The organism is Mesorhizobium sp. WSM3873 (assembly GCF_001672445.1).
Lineage (GTDB): Bacteria > Pseudomonadota > Alphaproteobacteria > Rhizobiales > Rhizobiaceae > Mesorhizobium.
The window spans coordinates 17,283-34,079 of record NZ_LYTM01000029.1 but is presented as its reverse complement, the minus strand read 5'-3'; the positions used below and the strand labels follow the sequence as shown (position 1 = coordinate 34,079).

Here is a 16,797-nt window from a genome sequence, read left to right as displayed (position 1 = left end):
TCATGTCCGCCATCGTAACTCGCAACGATTGCCGGCGGCCCGCGGCAGGCGCCGCCGCTTCGGCTGGCCGCGCCTTCGGGCCCACCCATCGATGGAAAGTGCTCGGCATCGGCGTCGCCGCCAATGCCGGCTTCTCCGCTACCTTCTCCGGCATCCCGGCGATGGCTGTGGTGATGCGCCAGGGTTACCATCTCGACAATGCCTCGCTCGGCGCTGCGCTCGGTCTGCTCGGCCTCGGCGTGGCGCTCAGCGAACTGCCCTGGGGCGTGCTTACCGACCGCTGGGGCGACCGCCGCGTGCTGCTGACCGGGCTCGGCGCGACCGCCATGTGGCTTTTTGCCATGGCAATCCTCGTCGTGCCGACGAAAACAGCCGCTCCCGGTGTCGTGCTGCTTTCGGCCAGCCTGCTCGTTGCAGGCCTGCTCGGCGGCAGCGTCAACGGCTCCAGCGGCCGCGCCATCATGGGCTGGTTCGGCGAAGACGAGCGCGGCTTCGCCATGAGCATCAGGCAGACGGCGGTGCCGCTTGGCGGCGGGCTCGGCGCGCTCGTCCTGCCGTGGCTAGCCTTGGGCTTCGGCTTCGCCGCCGTCTTCGGCCTGCTGGCGGCTCTCTCCGCGCTCTCGGCTTTCTTTGCCTGGCGCTGGCTGCACGAGCCGCCGACGCAAGGCGACGCGCATGCCGCCGCCGTCACGAGCGGCCCGGCGCCGCTGCGCAACATCGAGGTCTGGCGCATCTCGGCAGCTATCGGCCTGCTCTGCTTCCCGCAGGTGGCGGTGCTCACCTTTGCCTCCGTCTTCCTGCACGACTTTGCCGGCATGGGCACATGGGTAACCAGCGCCACCCTCGCCGCCGTGCAGACTGGCGCCATGGCGACGCGCGTCTGGAGCGGCCGCTTCACCGACCGCCACCGCAACCGAAGGCCGTTCCTGAGGTTCTGCAGCGCGCTGAGCGCGCTGGCCTTCCTGGTGCTATGGATTCTGGCCATCGCTGCGGCCAGGCAGCCGTCGCTGCTGTTGCTCCTGCCCCTTATGGTGATCGTAGCCGGCATCTGCGTCTCGGCCTGGCATGGAGTTGCCTATACCGAGCTTGCGACACTTGCCGGAGCCGGCCATGTCGGCACCGCGCTCAGCCTCGCCAACACTCTGGTCTTTGTCGGCTTCTGCCTGGTGCCGATCGCCATTCCCTGGCTTCTGCTTCTCTTCGCATGGCCGGGCGTGTGGCTGGCGGCGGCGATCTGCGCGGCGATCGCATGGCCGATTTTTCTGCGCGCGGCCTGACGTTTTCGCCGGCTTTCCACAGCTGGCGGAGGCCGGCTTATCTGCAACATGAAAAAAACACGATCGGTGCCGTTAACCCCCCATCAAGGTTAATGCTTCATTTTGGCTCTCCGGGGTCAGTAGCGTTTCTGGAGAGTTCCGTGCATCGACGCGTTCTCACGCGGCTCGTCGCCGCCGCCGTTGCGAATAAACGTTCCTTCCTTCCTCCTTTGGTTCTGGGGCTCGGCTTCTGGGTCGGCTTTCCGTCCGTCGTCGCTTACCAGGATATGGCAAGCCTCGTGTCCGGGCTGGAGTCGCCCAGCCATCGCTGGAATGCCTATGTCGAAAAATCCGTCGCCGGCTCGGTGCACGCCGCCGAGATGCCGTTCGTCGATTCGGCCGCCACGGGCTCGATCTCCGGCTCCGGCGTGGACCTGCCTGGCGTTGGCACGGTGGCGCTCCGCGGCAAGGGCAATGTCGCCGGCGCTACGCCCGATGAGGACCGCGTCGTGCGCGCCGACAAGAAGGGCCGCCTCGTCCAGGTGTCGCCGGTTGCGCCGCCGAAGAATTTCAGCGCCGGCTCCATCTTCGAGCGTACCTCCTCGCTGCTCCGTCCGGCGATGGACAGCGGCCTGAAGCTGACTTTCGCCAAGCCCGGCATCAAGGGCAAGGAAATCCAGATCGCCCAGGCCTTCCACATCCGCGAGGACAAGAAGCCCGATCCGGATCTGCCGGCGGCTCTCATCGCTCTCGTCAACAACGACAAGCCGGACATCCTCGCCACCGCCTATGCCCAGTCGGCGCCGGACTATGCCAAGGCCTCGCCCTTTGAGGCTCTGCTGCAGGACGATCCGAATGACGGCCGCTTCATTCCGCCAATGGGCAAGGGGGATCACGCCTGGATGCAGAATCCGCTGCCGGCGGCCGTCTTCTCCAAGCCGGAACAGGAATGCCTCGCCAAGGGCATCTATTTTGAGGCGCGCAGCGAACCGGTGCGCGGCCAGGCCGCGGTGGCGCAGGTGATCCTAAACCGCGTCCGCAACCCTGCCTATCCGAAGACGATCTGCGGTGTCGTCTACCAGAACGACAACTGGTTCAACCGCTGCCAGTTCTCCTTCGCCTGCGACGGCAGGAAGAAGCGCATCAACGACGCGGTCGCGTACAAGACCGCCCAGGATGTCGCCATGGCGGTGACCGCCGGCAAGATCTTCATCCCCGAGGTCGGATCCTCGACGCATTACTACGCCAACTACGTTCATCCGGGCTGGGCGCGCGCCATGCAGCGCATGACCAGGATCGGCCTGCATATCTTCTATCGCACCTATGGCGGCGGCTGGAGCTGAGCCGTTTAGGCGGCTCGAACTGAGCCGCTTGATCGGCACCCCGCGGCAACGCTCTTTCTCGTTTGCTGCGCGCACCGATCGGAGCGGCTTGCCGCCCGGATTCGCGCCGAGTCCTCGCACAGGCGTGACGGGCACGATGTCGCACCCGAATAAGCCGTTGATTTGAAACGGAAAAATACATCGCCTTGAAGTTCGGCCCGTGGCTTGACGGGCGCGGACCCGCTAACTATGTTGCCGGCGACTTTAGAAGCGGACGGGCGGTGATCGTCTGCCCGGGCAGGGGGGTTGCGATGGCCGACAAAAACGGGCCAGACGGAACCGGAGAAACCGGCCGCGGCAGGCAGCCAGAAGCCACCATCCGCGACGACGAACTTGAGCGCCGCCGGCGCGAGCTTGAAGCATCGCTTGCATCAAGACGCACGGACCGGCTCGAGGGGAAAGACGAAGCGAAAGCTGCGACCGGTTACGGTCAGGCCCTGAAACTGTCCAGCGAGTTCATCGCCGGAGTGGTGGTTGGTGTCGGCCTGGGCTGGATCATCGACCGCTTGGCGGGAATCGCGCCCTGGGGTCTGATCGTCGGCCTGCTGCTGGGTTTTGGCGCCGGTATACTCAATGTCCTGCGTTCGTCGGGACTTGCATCGGAATTCGGCCAGGGCGGCAAGCCGCCCGAACCGAAGGACTGAAGTAAGGCGCCGCAAGGCGCGAAAGAAACTTAAGAAGCCGGTTGTGGCTTTGACGGGGATTTAAAGTGGCTGCTGCTGACCAGGTCGATCCGATCCACCAGTTCCAGATCCATCCGATCATCCCGCTTCATATCGGCGGCTACGACATTTCTTTCACCAACTCCGCTCTGTTCATGGTCGTGACGATCGCCGTCGCTTCCGCTTTCCTCTATATGAGCACCGCCAGCCGCGCCCTCATTCCGGGACGCCTGCAGTCGGTCTCGGAAATGGCCTATGAGTTCGTCGGCAACATGCTGCGCGATGCGGCGGGCAAGCAGGGCATGCAGTTCTTCCCGCTGGTGTTCTCGCTGTTCATGTTCGTGCTGGTCGCCAACCTGATCGGCCTGTTCCCTTATTTCTTCACCGTCACCAGCCACATCATCGTCACCTTCACGCTGGCGATCCTGGTCATTGGCACCGTCATCGTCTACGGCTTCGCCAAGCACGGCCTCGGCTTCCTCAAGCTGTTCGTGCCGCATGGCGTGCCTGGCTATCTGATGCCGCTGGTGGTGGCGATCGAAGTCATTTCCTTTGTCTCGCGTCCGGTCAGCCTCTCGGTTCGTCTTTTCGCCAACATGCTGGCCGGCCACATCACGCTGAAAGTGTTTTCGGGCTTCGTCGTCAGCCTCAGCGCACTGGGTGCGGTCGGCATCGCCGGCTCGGTCCTGCCGCTCGCCATGGCGGTTGCCCTGACGGCGCTGGAACTGCTGGTCGCCTTTCTGCAGGCCTACGTCTTCGCGGTGCTGACCTGCATGTATTTGAACGACGCTCTGCACCCGAGCCACTGATCGATTTTCACCGGCGCCCCGGCGCCAGCATACCCAACGTACCAACCGCAACGATTACGAAAACCACAGGAGTTTTGAAATGGACGCAACTGCAGCAGCTGCTATCGGCGCTGGTATCGCCTGCATCGGCATGGGCGGCGCCGGCATCGGCCTCGGCAACATCTTCGGCAGCTATCTCTCGGGTGCGCTCCGCAACCCGTCGGCCGCTGACGGCCAGTTCGGCCGCCTGATCTTCGGCTTCGCCGTGACCGAAGCGCTGGGCATCTTCTCGCTCCTCATCGCGCTGCTGCTGGTCTTCAGGTAAGAACCACGCGCTGACGAAAGGGGCCGCATGGTGCGGCCCCGCCGTATGGACAGGGGAATGAGATGTTCGTGACATCTGCCTTTGCGCAAGAATCCGCGCCGGCCACGGCCGAGGGCGATACGCATGCGGGCACCGCCGTGCCTGCCGAGGAGCATGGCACGTTCCCGCCGTTCAATGCCGAGACCTTCCCGTCGCAGATCCTGTGGCTCGTCATCACCTTCGGGCTCTTCTATCTGTTCCTGAAGCGGGTTGTGATGCCGCGCATCGGCGGTATCATCGATGTCCGCAACGATCGCATCACCCAGGATCTCGACCACGCCGCCAGGCTGAAGGGCGAGGCGGACGCTGCCGTTGCCGCCTATGAGCAGGAATTGGCGGAAGCCAAGGCCAACGCCAACAAGATCGGCCAGCAGGCGAGCGACGCCGCCAAGAGCGAAGCCGAAAGCACGCGCAAGAAGCTCGAGGCGGAACTCGAGAAGAAGCTCGGCGAGGCCGAGGCGAGCATCGCCTCGATCAAGGCCAAGGCGATGAAGGAAGTCGGCACGATCGCCGAGGACACCACGTCGGCCATCGTCGAGGCGCTGGTCGGCGGCAAGACCGACAAGGCCGAGATTTCGGCCGCGGTCAAATCCGCGACCCGGTGAGGAGGCCATCATGGACGCCACATCACTTGCCACGCTCTGGGCCACCATTGCCCTGATCATCTTCCTCGGCGCCGTCATCTATCTGAAGGTGCCGGGCATGCTCGCAAAGTCGCTCGATTCCCGCGCGGCCAAGATCAGCAGCGAGCTCGAGGAAGCGCGCCGCCTGCGCGAAGAGGCCCAGCAGCTGCTCGGCCAATACCAGCAGAAGCGCAAGGAAGCCGAGAAGGAGGCCGCCGACATCGTCGCCGCCGCCAAGCGCGAGGCCGAGCTCCTTGCTTCCGAGGCGCATAAGAAGACCGAGGACTACGTCGCCCGGCGCACGGCGCTTGCCGAGCAGAAGATCAGCCAGGCCGAGCGCGAAGCGATCGGCGAGGTGCGTGCCAGCGCCGTCGACATCGCCGTCGAGGCCGCCCGTGCGCTGCTTGCCGCCAAGGTCGACGCCAAGGCCGGCGCCGATTTGTTCAAGTCGGCGCTGCAGGACGTGAAGGCCAAGCTGAACTGAGCGGCTCTGCCGTTGCTGACATGAAGCCGCCTGGGCAACCCGGCGGCTTTTTTGTTTTGGGCGCGAATAATCTCCCCTCTTGAGGGGGAGATGTCGCCGAAGGCGACAGAGGGGGTCGTTGCGCGTAGAGCTCAACCCCTTGTACGACCAAAGAGGGCGTCGGTGCTTCACGCGCGACGACCCTCTCCGCCAGCCGGCCATTTCCCCCCGACGGGGAAGATTAATCTATTCCCTCGAAGCTCTCTTCCGCTTCCGCCACCTCGACGCCGCCAAACCGGAACGGTGCGAACGACGCCCTGTGCAGTCGCGCCACCGGGCCATGCGCCTCGATCGCGGTCCGGTGGCGGACCGTCGCGTAGCCCATATGCATTTCGAAGCCGTAATGCTCATGATGGCCGCCGCAGCCGCACATCATGCGGTCGCGCATCACCTTGGCGACGATCGAGGCGGCGGCGATAGATTGCGAGCGCTGGTCGCCCTTGATCAGCGCGCGTCCCTCGCAGGTGAGCCCTGGCGGCACGTCGCGGCCGTCCGCCAGCGCCAGTTTGGGCGGCAGCGACAGTCCGGCGGCGGCGCGGCGCATGGCTTCCAGGCTGGCTTTCAGAATGTTGCTGTTGTCGATGCCTTCGGCGCTGATCGAGGCCATCGAGACGCTGAGCGCCGAGCCCAGGATTTTGAGGAACAGCGCCTCGCGCTGCAGATGGGTGAGGCGCTTGGAATCGTCGAGCCCTTCGGGAATGTTGGCCGGGTTGAGCACCACGGCCGCAGCCACCACCGGACCGGCAAGCGGCCCGCGGCCCGCCTCGTCCATCCCCGCTACCGGCCACAGCCCCTCGGCCATCGCTTTCGTTTCAATCGAAAAGTCGGGCTTCTCGACCATTTCGAAGAGAAGCGGAGAATCGGAACGCGCGCGAGCCATGGTGCGGCGAGGTTCGCATCGGCTCCGATTCTCCGCAAGTCCCTCCGGGTCGGATGGGGCGTCGGACCGGGAGGGCACCGTCTCACGGCCGGGGGACTGGGCCGGACGGGATTCTTGAGCAATTCCAGCAAAAGTGCGTAGCGGGCTTTCCGTACGAAGTTACATCAAAACAGAGGGTTAGCGGATCGCAATCCGCGCGCAAAACTCTGCCTCCCGAGTTGCCTTGGCGCCGGCCTTCGCGGCCGGCATTGTCTTCACAGCAGCATCAACTGCTCGACGACGCCGGAGCCTGCGACGAATTGGTCGGTCCGAAGCTGCCGCCGCTCGGCATTGAGTCCGAGCCGCTTGGCGGCGATCTCGAAGCGCCGGCCGATCTGCCAGGCATAGGGTCCGGCGCCCTTCATGCGCTTGCCCCATTCCGAATCGTAGTCCTTGCCGTCGCGCATCGAGCGGATCAGCGACATCACATGCCGGTAGCGATCCGGATAATGGCGCAAGAGCCAGTCCTTGAAGATCGGCGCCACCTCGAGCGGCAGACGCAGCACGACATAGCCTGCCTCCCTGGCGCCGGCGGCGCGCGCCGAATCGAGGATGCGCTCCATCTCCGGATCGGTGAGGCCGGGAATGATCGGCGCCACCATCACCGAGGCGGGGACGCCGGCATCCGAAAGCTGCCTTATCGCTTCCAGCCGCTTTGTCGGCGTCGAGCCGCGCGGCTCCATGGTTCTCGCCAGCATGCGGTCGAGCGTCGTCACCGACAGCGCCACCTTGGCGAGGCCGCGTTCGGCCATGCGCGACAGGATGTCGATATCGCGCGTCACCAGTGCCGACTTGGTGACGATGCCGACCGGATGGCCGCGCGCCTCCAGCACCTCCAGGATCTCGCGCATGATGCGGTATTGCTTTTCGATCGGCTGATAGGGATCGGTGTTGGTGCCGATGGCGATGGTGCGCGGCTGGTAGCCGGGCTTCGACAATTCCCTGTCCAGCATTCGCGCCGCATCCGGCTTGGCAAAGAGCTTGGATTCGAAATCGAGCCCCGGCGACAGGCCCATGAAGGAATGCGTCGGCCTGGCAAAGCAGTAGACGCAGCCATGCTCGCAGCCGCGATAGGGATTGATCGAACGATCGAAGGAAATGTCCGGCGACTCGTTGCGCGTGATGATGGTGCGCGGCTTCTCGACCTGCACCTCCGTCTTGAACGGCGGCAGTTCCTCCAGCGAGTTCCAGCCATCGTCGAACACATGCCGGCTGACCGGCTCGAAGCGGCCGGACGGATTGATGCCCGCGGAGCGTCCGCGATTGCGGTCCGGCCGCACGCGCATGCCGCTCTGTTCTATCATTGCATTTGCCATCTCGGCTCTGCCTGCTCCGAAAGCGGCAATGTCGGCGCGCACGATCTGTTCCATTTTCGCCCTCTCCCAGGGACTGTCGGCAGGCTGTCGAATCGCTCTGTTCATGAAACTATTCCTATTTTACCAATGAGAACAAAGCAAGAACTTTCTCGTTCAGAACGCGCAACTGGCGCAGCGCCGCGCTTTCCGCTATTCGGCTAAAATGCTCAGCGTCCTCATCGAAACCAGGAACGACGAAGAAGGCCTTGCCCGCACGCTGGCCTCGCTGATCGGCGGCGCGGTCGAGGGCGTGGTGCGCGACGTCATCGTCTGCGACACCGGCTCGACCGACCAGACGCATCGCGTCGCCGAGCATGCCGGCTGCCACCTTGTCGCCGGCGGCATCGCAACGGGCATCGGCCAGGCCAAGGGCGATTGGCTGCTGCTTCTGGAACCCGGCGCCCGGCTCGCCGAAGGCTGGATCGACGACGTCGTCGCTCACGCGGCGAGGCAGACGATGCCGGCGCGTTTTTCACGCGCCCGCGGCAATCGCACGCCGTTTCTGGTCCGGGTTTTTTCGGGCAACCGGGCTCTGGAGGAGGGGCTTGTCATCAGCAAGCTCCAGGCCACGGCGCTGGCGAAAAGCGCCCGCAGCGCCGAAGCCCTGGCGCGCGGCCTCGCCACCAGAAGGCTGAATGCCGAAATCTGGGTGGCGCCGCCGAAGTGAGCGCACGCCCTCCTCCTCTCCAGAAGGCGAGAAGATAGAAGAGGTCGCCAAACTTTTGCCGGCCCATTCTATTGTGCATTGCACAAAAAACTGCGGTGAATTAGCATCTGCTTGAAGCGGGACAATCGGGATTGGGTGACGATGAAGCGGCAGACGGCTGGCGCTTCGATGGACGCCATGCATACGAGGAACCCGATGAACCTTGGTACTCCAGACAATTCAGGCGCGGCCAACCTCGAGGCGATCGCCCGCAATGGCAGCCTGTTCAGGCGCATCGCCGTGCGCATCCCAACCTATCTGAAAGATCTACGCGAAAATCCGGCTTGGCTGCCGATGTTCGTGCTGGCGCGCACCATGCCGGGGCGCCGCATGCACTGGCTAGTCGCCAGACGCGTCCGCCCGCTCGACAATGCGGGAGAGACGATGTTTGCCGGCGTCGATCGCGAGGCGGTGGTCGCGGCGCTTCGCTCCGATGGACTGTTTTCGGGGTTCACGCTGCCGTCGGCGATCCATGAGGAGATCGCCGTTTTTGCGCAGCGCACGCCCTGTTTCGGCAATTTCGACCGCCGTCTCGAATTCATGCCGGGCGACCATGCCGAGGCGGAGAAGCGTTTCGGCCGCTCGCTGCTCAGCGGGCATTATTTCGAACGCATTCTCGATTGCCCGGCGGCGCTTGCCATCCAGCGGGATCCGCTGCTCCTCGAGGTCGCGCAGCACTATCTCGGCGGCCAGGCGAAACTGATCACGACGCGCGTGTGGTGGAGCTTTCCGACCGGCAAGGCCTCGGATGCCGACAAGAATCTCGCCTCGCTCGGCAAATACCATTTCGATCTCGACGATTGGCGGATGCTGAAATTCTTCTTCTATCTGGTGCCGGTCGACGCCGGCACCGGCCCGCATGTCTATGTCCGCGGCAGCCACAGGCGCCGCGCGCTCAAGCACCAGCTCACGCTTCTGGTCGGCCACCCCGCGGAAGACGTGCTGGACGTCTACGGTCCGGAAAGCCCTGTGACGCTGACGGGCGAGGCGGGCCTCGGCTTCGTCGAGGATCCGTTCGGCTTCCATATGGGAACGGTGCCGGCGCATACGCCGCGGCTGATGATGGAAATCGGCTTCGGCGTCTCGCGGCCGTCGCGCCGCCGCTTCCACGGCGAGCCGGTCATCCGCTGAGCCGGACGGGGCCGCTACTCCGGCTTGCCGCGGCGCCTGAGGTGCTCGTCCAGCCGCGGCATGATCTCGACGAAGTTGCAGGGCATGTGCCGGTAGTCAAGCTGCGCCTTGATGATGCCGTCCCAAGCATCCTTGCACGCGCCGGGCGAGCCCGGCAGCACGAAGATAAAGGTGGCGTTGACGACGCCGCCGGTCGCCCGGCTCTGGATCGTCGATGTGCCGATCTTGTCATAGGAAATCCGGTGGAAGACTTCCGAAAAGCCGTCCATGCGCTTTTCGAAAATCGGCTCCAGCGCTTCCGGCGTTACGTCGCGGCCGGTGAAGCCGGTGCCACCCGTGGTGATAACGACGTCCACCGTTTCATCCCTCGACCAGGCGAGCACTTTTTCGCGGATCTTCTCGCGGTCGTCGGTGACGATGTCGCGAGCCACCAGTATATGGCCAGCCTCTGCGATGCGGTCGGCCAATATCTGCCCGGATTTGTCCTCGGCCAGGCTGCGCGTGTCGGAAACGGTCAGCACCGCGATGCGCACCGGGATGAAGGGGCGGCTTTCGTTGGCCATCAGTCGGTCTCCATGCTGCGCGTCGCGGCCACGAACCAACCGGGATGGCGGCGGCGGATGTCGATCGCCGCGCGCTTGGCGACATTGCCAGTCTCGAACAGGCCGAAGCAGGTAGCGCCGGAGCCCGACATGCGGGCAAAGGCGGCTCCCACTTTTTTCAGCGCCTTGAGCGCATCGCCAATCGCCGGTTGGATGGCGCGAGCGGCAGGTTCGAGATCGTTCCGCGTCGTGTCCAGCCAATTGCGTATGCCGTGAAAATCGAGCCGGCCGGGCAGCGGCGGCAATGCCGCATTGTCAGGTCCGGAAAGTGCCTTGAATACTTCGGGTGTCGAAACGGCGACGCCCGGGTTGACGAGGACCAGCGCCAGCGCCGGAAACTCCGTCAGCGGCGACACTTCATCGCCAATGCCGCGCGCAATGAGCGGCCTTGCCTTGAGGCACATCGGCAGATCGGCGCCGAGCGTCAGCCCGATCCGCGCCAGCCCCGCCTCCCCGATGTCGAGCTTCCAGAGGCGCGAAAGGCCGTTGAGCGCCGCCGCCGCGTCGCTCGAGCCGCCGCCGACGCCGGAAGCGACCGGCAGGTTCTTCTCCAGCCGGATGGCGACTGGTGGCGTCTGTTGCGCGCCGGCTTCCCGCCGCAACGCGTCGCGAGCTTTGAGTACCAGATTGTCGCCATCGATTGGCACGCCGGCGGCGAAGGGGCCAGACACCGAAAACGCATCGTCTTGGGCCAGCTCGATCTCGAGCCGGTCGCCAAAGCGCGTGAACACGGCAAGGCTATCGAGCAGGTGGTAACCGTCCGCGCGCCGTCCGGTGACATGCAGCGCGAGGTTGATCTTGGCGGGCGCAAGCCATGTCCGGGACTTGGCCTCGGCCTCCAGAATGTCGGCTGCTGGCGAGATGGTGTTCAGTCCTTGGCCAGACGGTACTCGCCGGTCTTCGGATCCTTGACCAGCGTTCCCATCGTGCCGTTGGCCGCCTGCTTCTCGGTGCGCCGGATCTTGGCCGTCACGCGCTCGGCCTCGCGTACGAAAGCGCGATAACCGAAATAGGCGGCGGCGCCGACGACAACGAAGAAAATGATCTGCGGCATCTCACAACTCCTCCCGCGTTCTCGCGGCAAGGCCGGCCGGATGGGTCGGTCAAGCGGCCATGCTAGACGCAATCATGGCTTTTTCAAAGCCCGAAGCGCGCCCACAGCGCGCGCTCTTCCGCCGCATCGATGACGCCGCTGGCCGCGGCCGCGGCGATGTCCGGCGCCGAAAAACGCGATCCGAACAAGCCGAAACGGCCGAAAAGCCCGCGCGGCGCGGTGATCAGCCTGAGCTGCGTCTTTTCGCCGAAACGGGTCTTGAGCACGCTGCGCATGTCGCCCAGCGCATCGACGAGGCCGAGCTCGAGACCCTTTTTGGCGGTCCAGAACAGTCCGGTGAACAGATCCGGGTCGTCCTTGAGCTTGGTGCCGCGCCGTTCCTTGACGAGATCGATGAAGGTCTCGTGCACTTCGAGCTGCAAGGCTTTCAGCCGCTCGACGTCTTCCCTCTTTTCCGGCTTGAAGGGGTCGAGCACGGCCTTGTTCTGGCCCGCGGTGTGGACGCGCCGCTCGATGCCGATCTTCTTCATCAACTCCGGGAAGCCGAAGGAGGCGGAGACGACGCCGATCGAGCCAACGATCGAGGAAGGATCGGCGAATATCTCGTCACCGGCGATTGCGATCATGTAGCCGCCGGAGGCCGCCACATCCTCGACGAAGACGAGCACTCGTCTGTCCTTCTCTGCCGCCAGGTCGCGGATGCGCTTGAAGATCAGCCGCGACTGCACCGGCGAGCCGCCCGGCGAGTTGATCGAAATCGCAACCGCCGGCGCGTCGAAGCCGAACGCCTTCTCGATGAGCCCGGCCGTCGAGGCGAGCGACAGGCTTGGCCGGAACTGGCCGCCGCCGGGCATGATCGTGCCATGCAGCCGGATGACCGGAATGGTGACGACTGTCGAGCGCCAGGATTTCGGCAGCAGGCGGTTGAAGAAGCGTTTCACGAAAGCTTGTCTCCACAAGAGATGCTAGAGCAAGGTCAGACCTCATCCTTGCTCCCGGGCATGTAGGAATTCGCCGCGCAACGGCAATGCCGCATCGCCGGCCTCTGATCAATCGCCGAACAGCGACGCCAGCCCGTTGTTGATCATTTCGGTCCGCTCCGTCGGCTCGTTGCCGGATGCGCCGTGCAAGGTGAGCGGAGGCCGGATCGACAGTTTTCCGCGCGCGCCGAGCACCGCCCTGACGACGATGCGGATCGCCGCCGCGTCTGGGCGTGGGTGCACGCAGAGCATCTCGGCATCGCCGAAGCGGCCTTCCATCGCATCCAGGATGGCGACAAGCTGCTCCGGCCGCGCAATCGCCGCCAGTCCGCCGCGCGGCTTGACGACGGCGGCCGCACTTCTGATCCAGCGCTCGAACAGGCCGTCCTCCGCGACATGCGCTTCTCTGCGCAGCGCGTCCGGCGTTGCGCGGTCTTGTGCCGCGTTGAAGGGCGGGTTCATGACGACGAAGTCGAACGAATTGTCGGCAAGTCCGGCTCCGTGCCGTGCCCGTCCGGCAAGCGTGACGTCGGCCTTAAGCACCGAGGCGCGGTCGCCGAGATGCGCGTTCCCGGGGTGGGCAAGCGTGGCCGCGGCAAAGGCCGCCATCTCCGCGGAACGCTCGACCAGAACCGCGTGTGCCAAAGGGCAGCGCGACAGCACGGCGAGCGTCGCCGCACCGGCGCCCGCGCCGAAATCGGCGAGCCGGCCGGAAAAGCCGGATGGGACGGCAGCCGCCAGCATCATGGCGTCCATGCCGGCACGGTGGCCTTGTCGCGGCTGCACCAGCCAGAAGCGCCCGCGATGGAAGGCGTCGACCGTGTGGGCCGGCGTGTCCGGGGCGAGGGCGGTTGATGCTGCCATTATTGCCGGCGGATCTCGTTCTCGATGCCGGCATCCTTCAGGATGCGCCGTGCGGCATCGGCTTTCTCGGCATCGACCATGACGCGCCTGGGCAGGATGCCGATCGATCCGTCGAGGACGCTCATGTTCTGGTCGGCGACGAAGCAGGCGATGCCGGCGTCGCGCATGAGCGATTCGACGAAGGAGATGAGGACGGCGTCGTTGGTGCGGACAAGCTCGATCATGGAATGAAAATCGCAGGTTGCGGCGCTCATGTAAACGCCGGGGCCGCCCAGCGCCAGCCAAACCGCGCCAATTCGCCTCTTGCCGTGCGCGGTTGTGCCGACCTAGAGTCTCACCGGGACCAGGGTGTTGTCGGGCGCGTCAATGAGACGGGAGTGATCGTGGTGGGTGTCGTTCTGAATATCGAAGGCAAGCGGGAACCTGCTTCCATCCAGGATCTCATCGACCTGACGGCAGCCGACATGGGACGGGTCAACGAGCTGATCCTGTCGAAGGCCGGCTCCGACGTCGAGATGATCCCGGAGGTCGCCAACCACCTGATCTCGTCCGGCGGCAAGCGGCTGCGGCCGATGCTGACGCTCGCCGCCGCCCAGATGTTCGGCTATGCGGGCGAGGGGCACGTCAAGCTCGCCACCGCAGTCGAATTCATGCACACCGCGACGCTGCTCCACGATGACGTCGTCGACGAGAGCGCGCTTCGCCGCGGCAAGAAGACGGCGCGCATGATCTGGGGCAACCAGGCGAGCGTGCTGGTCGGCGACTTCCTGCTCGGCCAGGCTTTTCGCATGATGGTCGAAGTCGGCTCGCTGGAGGCTCTCGACATCCTGTCGAGCGCCGCCTCCATCATCGCCGAGGGCGAGGTGATGCAGCTTGCGGCTGCCAAGAATCTGGAGACCACCGAGGACGAGCACTTCGCCGTCATCAAGGCCAAGACCGCCGCCCTGTTCTCGGCCGCCGCCGAGGTCGGTCCGGTGATCGCGCTCGCTTCCCGCACCGACCGGGCGGCTCTGCGCTCCTATGGCATGAATCTCGGCCTTGCCTTCCAGCTCATAGACGACGCGCTGGACTATGGCGGCTCCAGCAAGGACCTCGGCAAGAATGTCGGCGACGATTTCCGCGAGGGCAAGGTGACGCTGCCGGTGATCCTCGCCTATCGGCGGGGCACCAAGGCCGAGCGCACCTTCTGGAAGCGCGCCATCGAGGAAAATGCCGCCGACGATGCCGGGCTCGAAAAGGCGATCGGTCTGATGACCCGCCATGGCGCCATCGCCGATACGATCGGTCGCGCCCGTCACTTCGGCGAGATCGCCCGCGACGCGCTCGCGCCGCTGGAGGCGACGCCGCAGAAATCGGCGCTGATCGACGTCATCGATTTCTGCATCAGCCGCGTCAACTGAGCGCCTGTCGGTTCTCCTTGGCATCGCCTGGCGTCCGCCGGGCGGGCGCCTGTGATTCCGCTCTGGCCGTCTCGACAAACGGCAGCTCAGCAAATTATCTATAAAACATGGCCACCACAGAGGACACGATCGCCGTCCGCATCAGCAAGGAACTGGCGGACCGCATCATTTCGGGCGTTATCGAGCCCGGATCGCGGCTGCGCCAGGACCATGTCGCCGAGGAATTCGGCACCAGCCACGTGCCGGTGCGCGAGGCCTTCCGCCGCCTCGAGGCGCAAGGTCTGGCGATCAGCGAGCCGCGCCGCGGCGTGCGTGTGGCCGCTTTCGACCTCGGCGAGGTCAGGGAAGTGGCCGAGATGCGCGCGGCGCTCGAAGTGCTGGCGCTGCGCCACGCCGCGCCGCATCTGACGCCGGCGATCCTCGACCGCGCCGAGGAGGCGACCAAGGCGGGCGACAAATCCCGCGATGTCCGCTCCTGGGAGGAGGCCAATCGCACCTTCCACCGCTTGATCTTGACGCCCTGCAACATGCCGCGCCTGCTTTCCACCATCGACGACCTGCATGCCGCAAGCGCGCGTTTCCTGTTCGCCGCCTGGCGCTCCGAATGGGAGACCCGCACCGATCAGGATCACCGGGCGATCCTGAGCGCGCTGAGGCAAGGCAACACGGAATCGGCCGCCGCCACGCTCGGCCGGCATGTGCAATGGATCGGCCAAAAACCGGTCAAGACCGCTTCCGGCAGGACTCGCGACGCCTTCGCCATCGTCGGCTAACGCGAGAACACAGACACAGCTGCCTTTCTGCGCTCCGTAGCAGTCAAATGTCGGTTTGGGTGCCCCAATGCCCGGTGAATGGCTGAGCCTCATTGCTCCTGCGATCTGCCTCCGCAAGGCAGCGCTTGCCATCTCCGCAAAAATGTGGATTCGATAATAGATCGATTGCAGGAATTATCTATAATTTCAACTCAACCAGGGACCACCTCACCGTGACAAATATCGCCGTTTCGACCCGCCAGTCTTCCTTCAGCCCGCTCCAACTGCACAGCCGCTCCGTTGCCTGGCAGTTCGGCGCCGTCGTCCTCGGCTCGCTGTTCCTGGCGCTGTCGTCCTACATCGAGGTGCCGATGGTGCCGGTTCCGGTGACCATGCAGACCTTCGCGGTGACGCTGGTCGGTGCGCTCTATGGCTGGCGCTTCGGCGCGCTGACCATCACGGTCTGGCTTGTCGAGGGTGCCGCCGGCTTCCCGGTTCTGGCCGGCGGTGCGGCCGGCGTGCAGCATTTTATGGGCCCGACCGGCGGCTATCTCTTCTCCTTCCCGATCGTCGGTGCGATCGTCGGCTGGCTGGCCGAGCGCGGCTGGAACGGCAATCGGGTGATGCTTGCCTTCGCCGCCATGCTCATCGGCAATCTTCTGTGCCTGGTTCTCGGCACGGCCTGGCTTGCCGCCATGATCGGCGCCGAGAAGGCCATCACCTTCGGCTTCCTGCCCTTCATTGTCGGCGGCCTCCTGAAGTCGGCGCTGGGCGCCGCAACGCTGAAGCTCTTTTCCACCTATCGGGCCGAACCGCGCGACCGCTCGTCAAAGACGCAATGACTGTCAGGCTGCGCGCCCACCATCTGCTCTGCCTGCTGACCTATGTCGGCAAAGGCTACTCGCCCGCCTTCACCGCCAACTACGACAAGGTGGTGAAGCGGCTGGGCGACGGCGAGGCGGTCCTGATCGTGTCGGGGCCGGACGACATCTGCACCCCGATGCTGGTCGAGCCCGAGCCGCACTGCCTGGGCGAAGGCGCCGCCGAGCGCGACGGGCTCGCGGCGCGCGACGTCGGCGCTCTCCTCGGCCGGTCCGTCCAGGCCGGCGACCGGCTCGTGTTGGATGCCTCTAGCCTGGCGCCGATGCGCAAGGCGTTTTCCTCCGGCCTGACGCGTCAGGCGTGCTCGGGCTGCGAATGGTCCAACCTGTGCAGCGCGGTTGCCCTCAGCGGATTCCAAGATACGCGTCTTTAGGCGGCGCTGTCTGCGGCTTCCCGCGCCGGACTTTTTTGGACGCACGCCGTATTTTTTAAGCCGATGATTGCATTGTGATTCGCTGCGGATTGAAGCCTGACCCCAAAAAGGCCATGCTTTGTCGGGAAAACATCGACTCTGTGGGCGGTCCGCCAAGGGGGGATCGCGTCTGGCTGAAAGG

The 16,797-nt window shown here is 65.0% G+C and carries 21 protein-coding genes; 13 read left to right on the top strand and 8 right to left on the bottom strand.

The genetic code is table 11. The features are described 5' to 3' along the window. Nucleotides 1-2: 2 nt before the first annotated feature. The 7 genes from A9K71_RS18830 (at nucleotide 3) to A9K71_RS18800 (ending at nucleotide 5,559) form a co-directional block, all read left to right on the top strand. The gene (locus A9K71_RS18830) at nucleotides 3-1,277 is read left to right on the top strand and encodes an MFS transporter (RefSeq protein WP_066999083.1); all 1,275 of its coding nucleotides are present in this window, start codon (nucleotides 3-5) and stop codon (nucleotides 1,275-1,277) included. A 140-nt stretch (nucleotides 1,278-1,417) separates the two neighbouring features. Beyond that, nucleotides 1,418-2,599, top strand: a complete 1,182-nt coding sequence (locus A9K71_RS18825; protein ID WP_066999048.1) for a cell wall hydrolase — start codon at nucleotides 1,418-1,420, stop codon at nucleotides 2,597-2,599. Between the two features lie 290 nt (nucleotides 2,600-2,889). Then, on the top strand, nucleotides 2,890-3,282 hold the full coding sequence (locus tag A9K71_RS18820; RefSeq protein WP_066999046.1) for an AtpZ/AtpI family protein: 393 nt from the start codon (nucleotides 2,890-2,892) through the stop codon (nucleotides 3,280-3,282). Between the two features lie 65 nt (nucleotides 3,283-3,347). After that, on the top strand, nucleotides 3,348-4,109 hold the full coding sequence (locus tag A9K71_RS18815) for a F0F1 ATP synthase subunit A (RefSeq protein WP_066999043.1): 762 nt from the start codon (nucleotides 3,348-3,350) through the stop codon (nucleotides 4,107-4,109). 79 nt (nucleotides 4,110-4,188) lie between these two features. Continuing rightward, nucleotides 4,189-4,413, top strand: coding sequence for a F0F1 ATP synthase subunit C (locus tag A9K71_RS18810; RefSeq protein WP_066999040.1), 225 nt, complete (start codon nucleotides 4,189-4,191; stop codon nucleotides 4,411-4,413). A 62-nt stretch (nucleotides 4,414-4,475) separates the two neighbouring features. Beyond that, complete coding sequence (locus A9K71_RS18805; protein WP_066999038.1) at nucleotides 4,476-5,057, top strand: F0F1 ATP synthase subunit B; 582 nt, start codon at nucleotides 4,476-4,478, stop codon at nucleotides 5,055-5,057. A 10-nt stretch (nucleotides 5,058-5,067) separates the two neighbouring features. Beyond that, complete coding sequence (locus tag A9K71_RS18800) at nucleotides 5,068-5,559, top strand: F0F1 ATP synthase subunit B (RefSeq protein ID WP_066999035.1); 492 nt, start codon at nucleotides 5,068-5,070, stop codon at nucleotides 5,557-5,559. 220 nt (nucleotides 5,560-5,779) lie between these two features. Here A9K71_RS18800 and A9K71_RS18795 read toward each other — a convergent pair whose 3' ends face one another. Both A9K71_RS18795 and A9K71_RS18790 read right to left on the bottom strand, forming a co-directional pair. Further along, a complete protein-coding gene (locus tag A9K71_RS18795; RefSeq protein ID WP_066999032.1) occupies nucleotides 5,780-6,478 on the bottom strand; it encodes a ribonuclease HII in 699 nt (232 codons plus the stop codon). A 254-nt stretch (nucleotides 6,479-6,732) separates the two neighbouring features. Further along, on the bottom strand, nucleotides 6,733-7,887 hold the full coding sequence (locus tag A9K71_RS18790; protein ID WP_066999029.1) for a PA0069 family radical SAM protein: 1,155 nt from the start codon (nucleotides 7,885-7,887) through the stop codon (nucleotides 6,733-6,735). Nucleotides 7,888-8,035: 148 nt separating this feature from the next. On the opposite strand from A9K71_RS18790, the gene A9K71_RS18785 reads away from it, so the two are divergent. Both A9K71_RS18785 and A9K71_RS18780 read left to right on the top strand, forming a co-directional pair. After that, nucleotides 8,036-8,539 (top strand): glycosyltransferase, encoded by a 504-nt coding sequence (locus tag A9K71_RS18785; protein WP_066999026.1) that lies wholly within the window; start codon nucleotides 8,036-8,038, stop codon nucleotides 8,537-8,539. A 195-nt stretch (nucleotides 8,540-8,734) separates the two neighbouring features. Continuing rightward, nucleotides 8,735-9,709 carry a hypothetical protein gene (locus A9K71_RS18780; protein WP_066999080.1) on the top strand — a complete coding sequence of 325 codons (975 nt, stop codon included), beginning with the start codon at nucleotides 8,735-8,737 and terminating at the stop codon, nucleotides 9,707-9,709. 14 nt (nucleotides 9,710-9,723) lie between these two features. On the opposite strand, the gene moaB is transcribed toward A9K71_RS18780, so the two are convergent. The 6 genes from moaB to A9K71_RS18750 form a co-directional block, all read right to left on the bottom strand. Continuing rightward, nucleotides 9,724-10,272: a molybdenum cofactor biosynthesis protein B gene (gene moaB, locus A9K71_RS18775; RefSeq protein WP_066999023.1), complete on the bottom strand. Its 549-nt coding sequence runs from the start codon at nucleotides 10,270-10,272 to the stop codon at nucleotides 9,724-9,726. After that, a complete protein-coding gene (locus tag A9K71_RS18770) occupies nucleotides 10,272-11,153 on the bottom strand; it encodes a 4-(cytidine 5'-diphospho)-2-C-methyl-D-erythritol kinase (RefSeq protein WP_066999020.1) in 882 nt (293 codons plus the stop codon). The genes moaB and A9K71_RS18770 overlap by 1 nt, the downstream gene beginning before the upstream one ends. A 26-nt stretch (nucleotides 11,154-11,179) precedes the next feature. Then, a complete protein-coding gene (locus tag A9K71_RS18765) occupies nucleotides 11,180-11,365 on the bottom strand; it encodes a hypothetical protein (protein WP_066999017.1) in 186 nt (61 codons plus the stop codon). Between the two features lie 83 nt (nucleotides 11,366-11,448). After that, nucleotides 11,449-12,306, bottom strand: coding sequence for a S49 family peptidase (locus A9K71_RS18760; RefSeq protein ID WP_066999014.1), 858 nt, complete (start codon nucleotides 12,304-12,306; stop codon nucleotides 11,449-11,451). Nucleotides 12,307-12,414: 108 nt separating this feature from the next. Beyond that, nucleotides 12,415-13,209: a methyltransferase gene (locus A9K71_RS18755; protein ID WP_066999011.1), complete on the bottom strand. Its 795-nt coding sequence runs from the start codon at nucleotides 13,207-13,209 to the stop codon at nucleotides 12,415-12,417. Beyond that, on the bottom strand, nucleotides 13,209-13,433 hold the full coding sequence (locus A9K71_RS18750; protein ID WP_066999078.1) for a DUF2007 domain-containing protein: 225 nt from the start codon (nucleotides 13,431-13,433) through the stop codon (nucleotides 13,209-13,211). The genes A9K71_RS18755 and A9K71_RS18750 overlap by 1 nt, the downstream gene beginning before the upstream one ends. A 162-nt stretch (nucleotides 13,434-13,595) precedes the next feature. Here A9K71_RS18750 and A9K71_RS18745 point away from each other — a divergent pair, with 162 nt between their 5' ends. The 4 genes from A9K71_RS18745 (at nucleotide 13,596) to A9K71_RS18730 (ending at nucleotide 16,616) form a co-directional block, all read left to right on the top strand. After that, complete coding sequence (locus tag A9K71_RS18745; RefSeq protein ID WP_066999009.1) at nucleotides 13,596-14,609, top strand: polyprenyl synthetase family protein; 1,014 nt, start codon at nucleotides 13,596-13,598, stop codon at nucleotides 14,607-14,609. Nucleotides 14,610-14,716: 107 nt separating this feature from the next. After that, nucleotides 14,717-15,382: a GntR family transcriptional regulator gene (locus tag A9K71_RS18740; protein ID WP_066999005.1), complete on the top strand. Its 666-nt coding sequence runs from the start codon at nucleotides 14,717-14,719 to the stop codon at nucleotides 15,380-15,382. 212 nt (nucleotides 15,383-15,594) lie between these two features. After that, nucleotides 15,595-16,203, top strand: a complete 609-nt coding sequence (locus tag A9K71_RS18735; RefSeq protein ID WP_066999003.1) for a biotin transporter BioY — start codon at nucleotides 15,595-15,597, stop codon at nucleotides 16,201-16,203. Continuing rightward, nucleotides 16,200-16,616 (top strand): DUF1284 domain-containing protein, encoded by a 417-nt coding sequence (locus A9K71_RS18730; RefSeq protein WP_066999000.1) that lies wholly within the window; start codon nucleotides 16,200-16,202, stop codon nucleotides 16,614-16,616. The genes A9K71_RS18735 and A9K71_RS18730 overlap by 4 nt, the downstream gene beginning before the upstream one ends. The last annotated feature ends 181 nt before the right edge of the window (nucleotides 16,617-16,797 follow it).

Coding starts and splice junctions, on each gene's coding strand:
- A9K71_RS18830 (WP_066999083.1), top strand. CDS start 3: ATGTCCGCCATCGTAACTCGCAACGATTGCCGGCGGCCCGCGGCAGGC.
- A9K71_RS18820 (WP_066999046.1), top strand. CDS start 2,890: ATGGCCGACAAAAACGGGCCAGACGGAACCGGAGAAACCGGCCGCGGC.
- A9K71_RS18810 (WP_066999040.1), top strand. CDS start 4,189: ATGGACGCAACTGCAGCAGCTGCTATCGGCGCTGGTATCGCCTGCATC.
- A9K71_RS18805 (WP_066999038.1), top strand. CDS start 4,476: ATGTTCGTGACATCTGCCTTTGCGCAAGAATCCGCGCCGGCCACGGCC.
- A9K71_RS18800 (WP_066999035.1), top strand. CDS start 5,068: ATGGACGCCACATCACTTGCCACGCTCTGGGCCACCATTGCCCTGATC.
- A9K71_RS18795 (WP_066999032.1), bottom strand. CDS start 6,478: ATGGCTCGCGCGCGTTCCGATTCTCCGCTTCTCTTCGAAATGGTCGAG.
- A9K71_RS18790 (WP_066999029.1), bottom strand. CDS start 7,887: ATGGAACAGATCGTGCGCGCCGACATTGCCGCTTTCGGAGCAGGCAGA.
- A9K71_RS18785 (WP_066999026.1), top strand. CDS start 8,036: ATGCTCAGCGTCCTCATCGAAACCAGGAACGACGAAGAAGGCCTTGCC.
- A9K71_RS18780 (WP_066999080.1), top strand. CDS start 8,735: ATGAACCTTGGTACTCCAGACAATTCAGGCGCGGCCAACCTCGAGGCG.
- moaB (WP_066999023.1), bottom strand. CDS start 10,272: ATGGCCAACGAAAGCCGCCCCTTCATCCCGGTGCGCATCGCGGTGCTG.
- A9K71_RS18765 (WP_066999017.1), bottom strand. CDS start 11,365: ATGCCGCAGATCATTTTCTTCGTTGTCGTCGGCGCCGCCGCCTATTTC.
- A9K71_RS18755 (WP_066999011.1), bottom strand. CDS start 13,209: ATGGCAGCATCAACCGCCCTCGCCCCGGACACGCCGGCCCACACGGTC.
- A9K71_RS18750 (WP_066999078.1), bottom strand. CDS start 13,433: ATGATCGAGCTTGTCCGCACCAACGACGCCGTCCTCATCTCCTTCGTC.
- A9K71_RS18740 (WP_066999005.1), top strand. CDS start 14,717: ATGGCCACCACAGAGGACACGATCGCCGTCCGCATCAGCAAGGAACTG.
- A9K71_RS18730 (WP_066999000.1), top strand. CDS start 16,200: ATGACTGTCAGGCTGCGCGCCCACCATCTGCTCTGCCTGCTGACCTAT.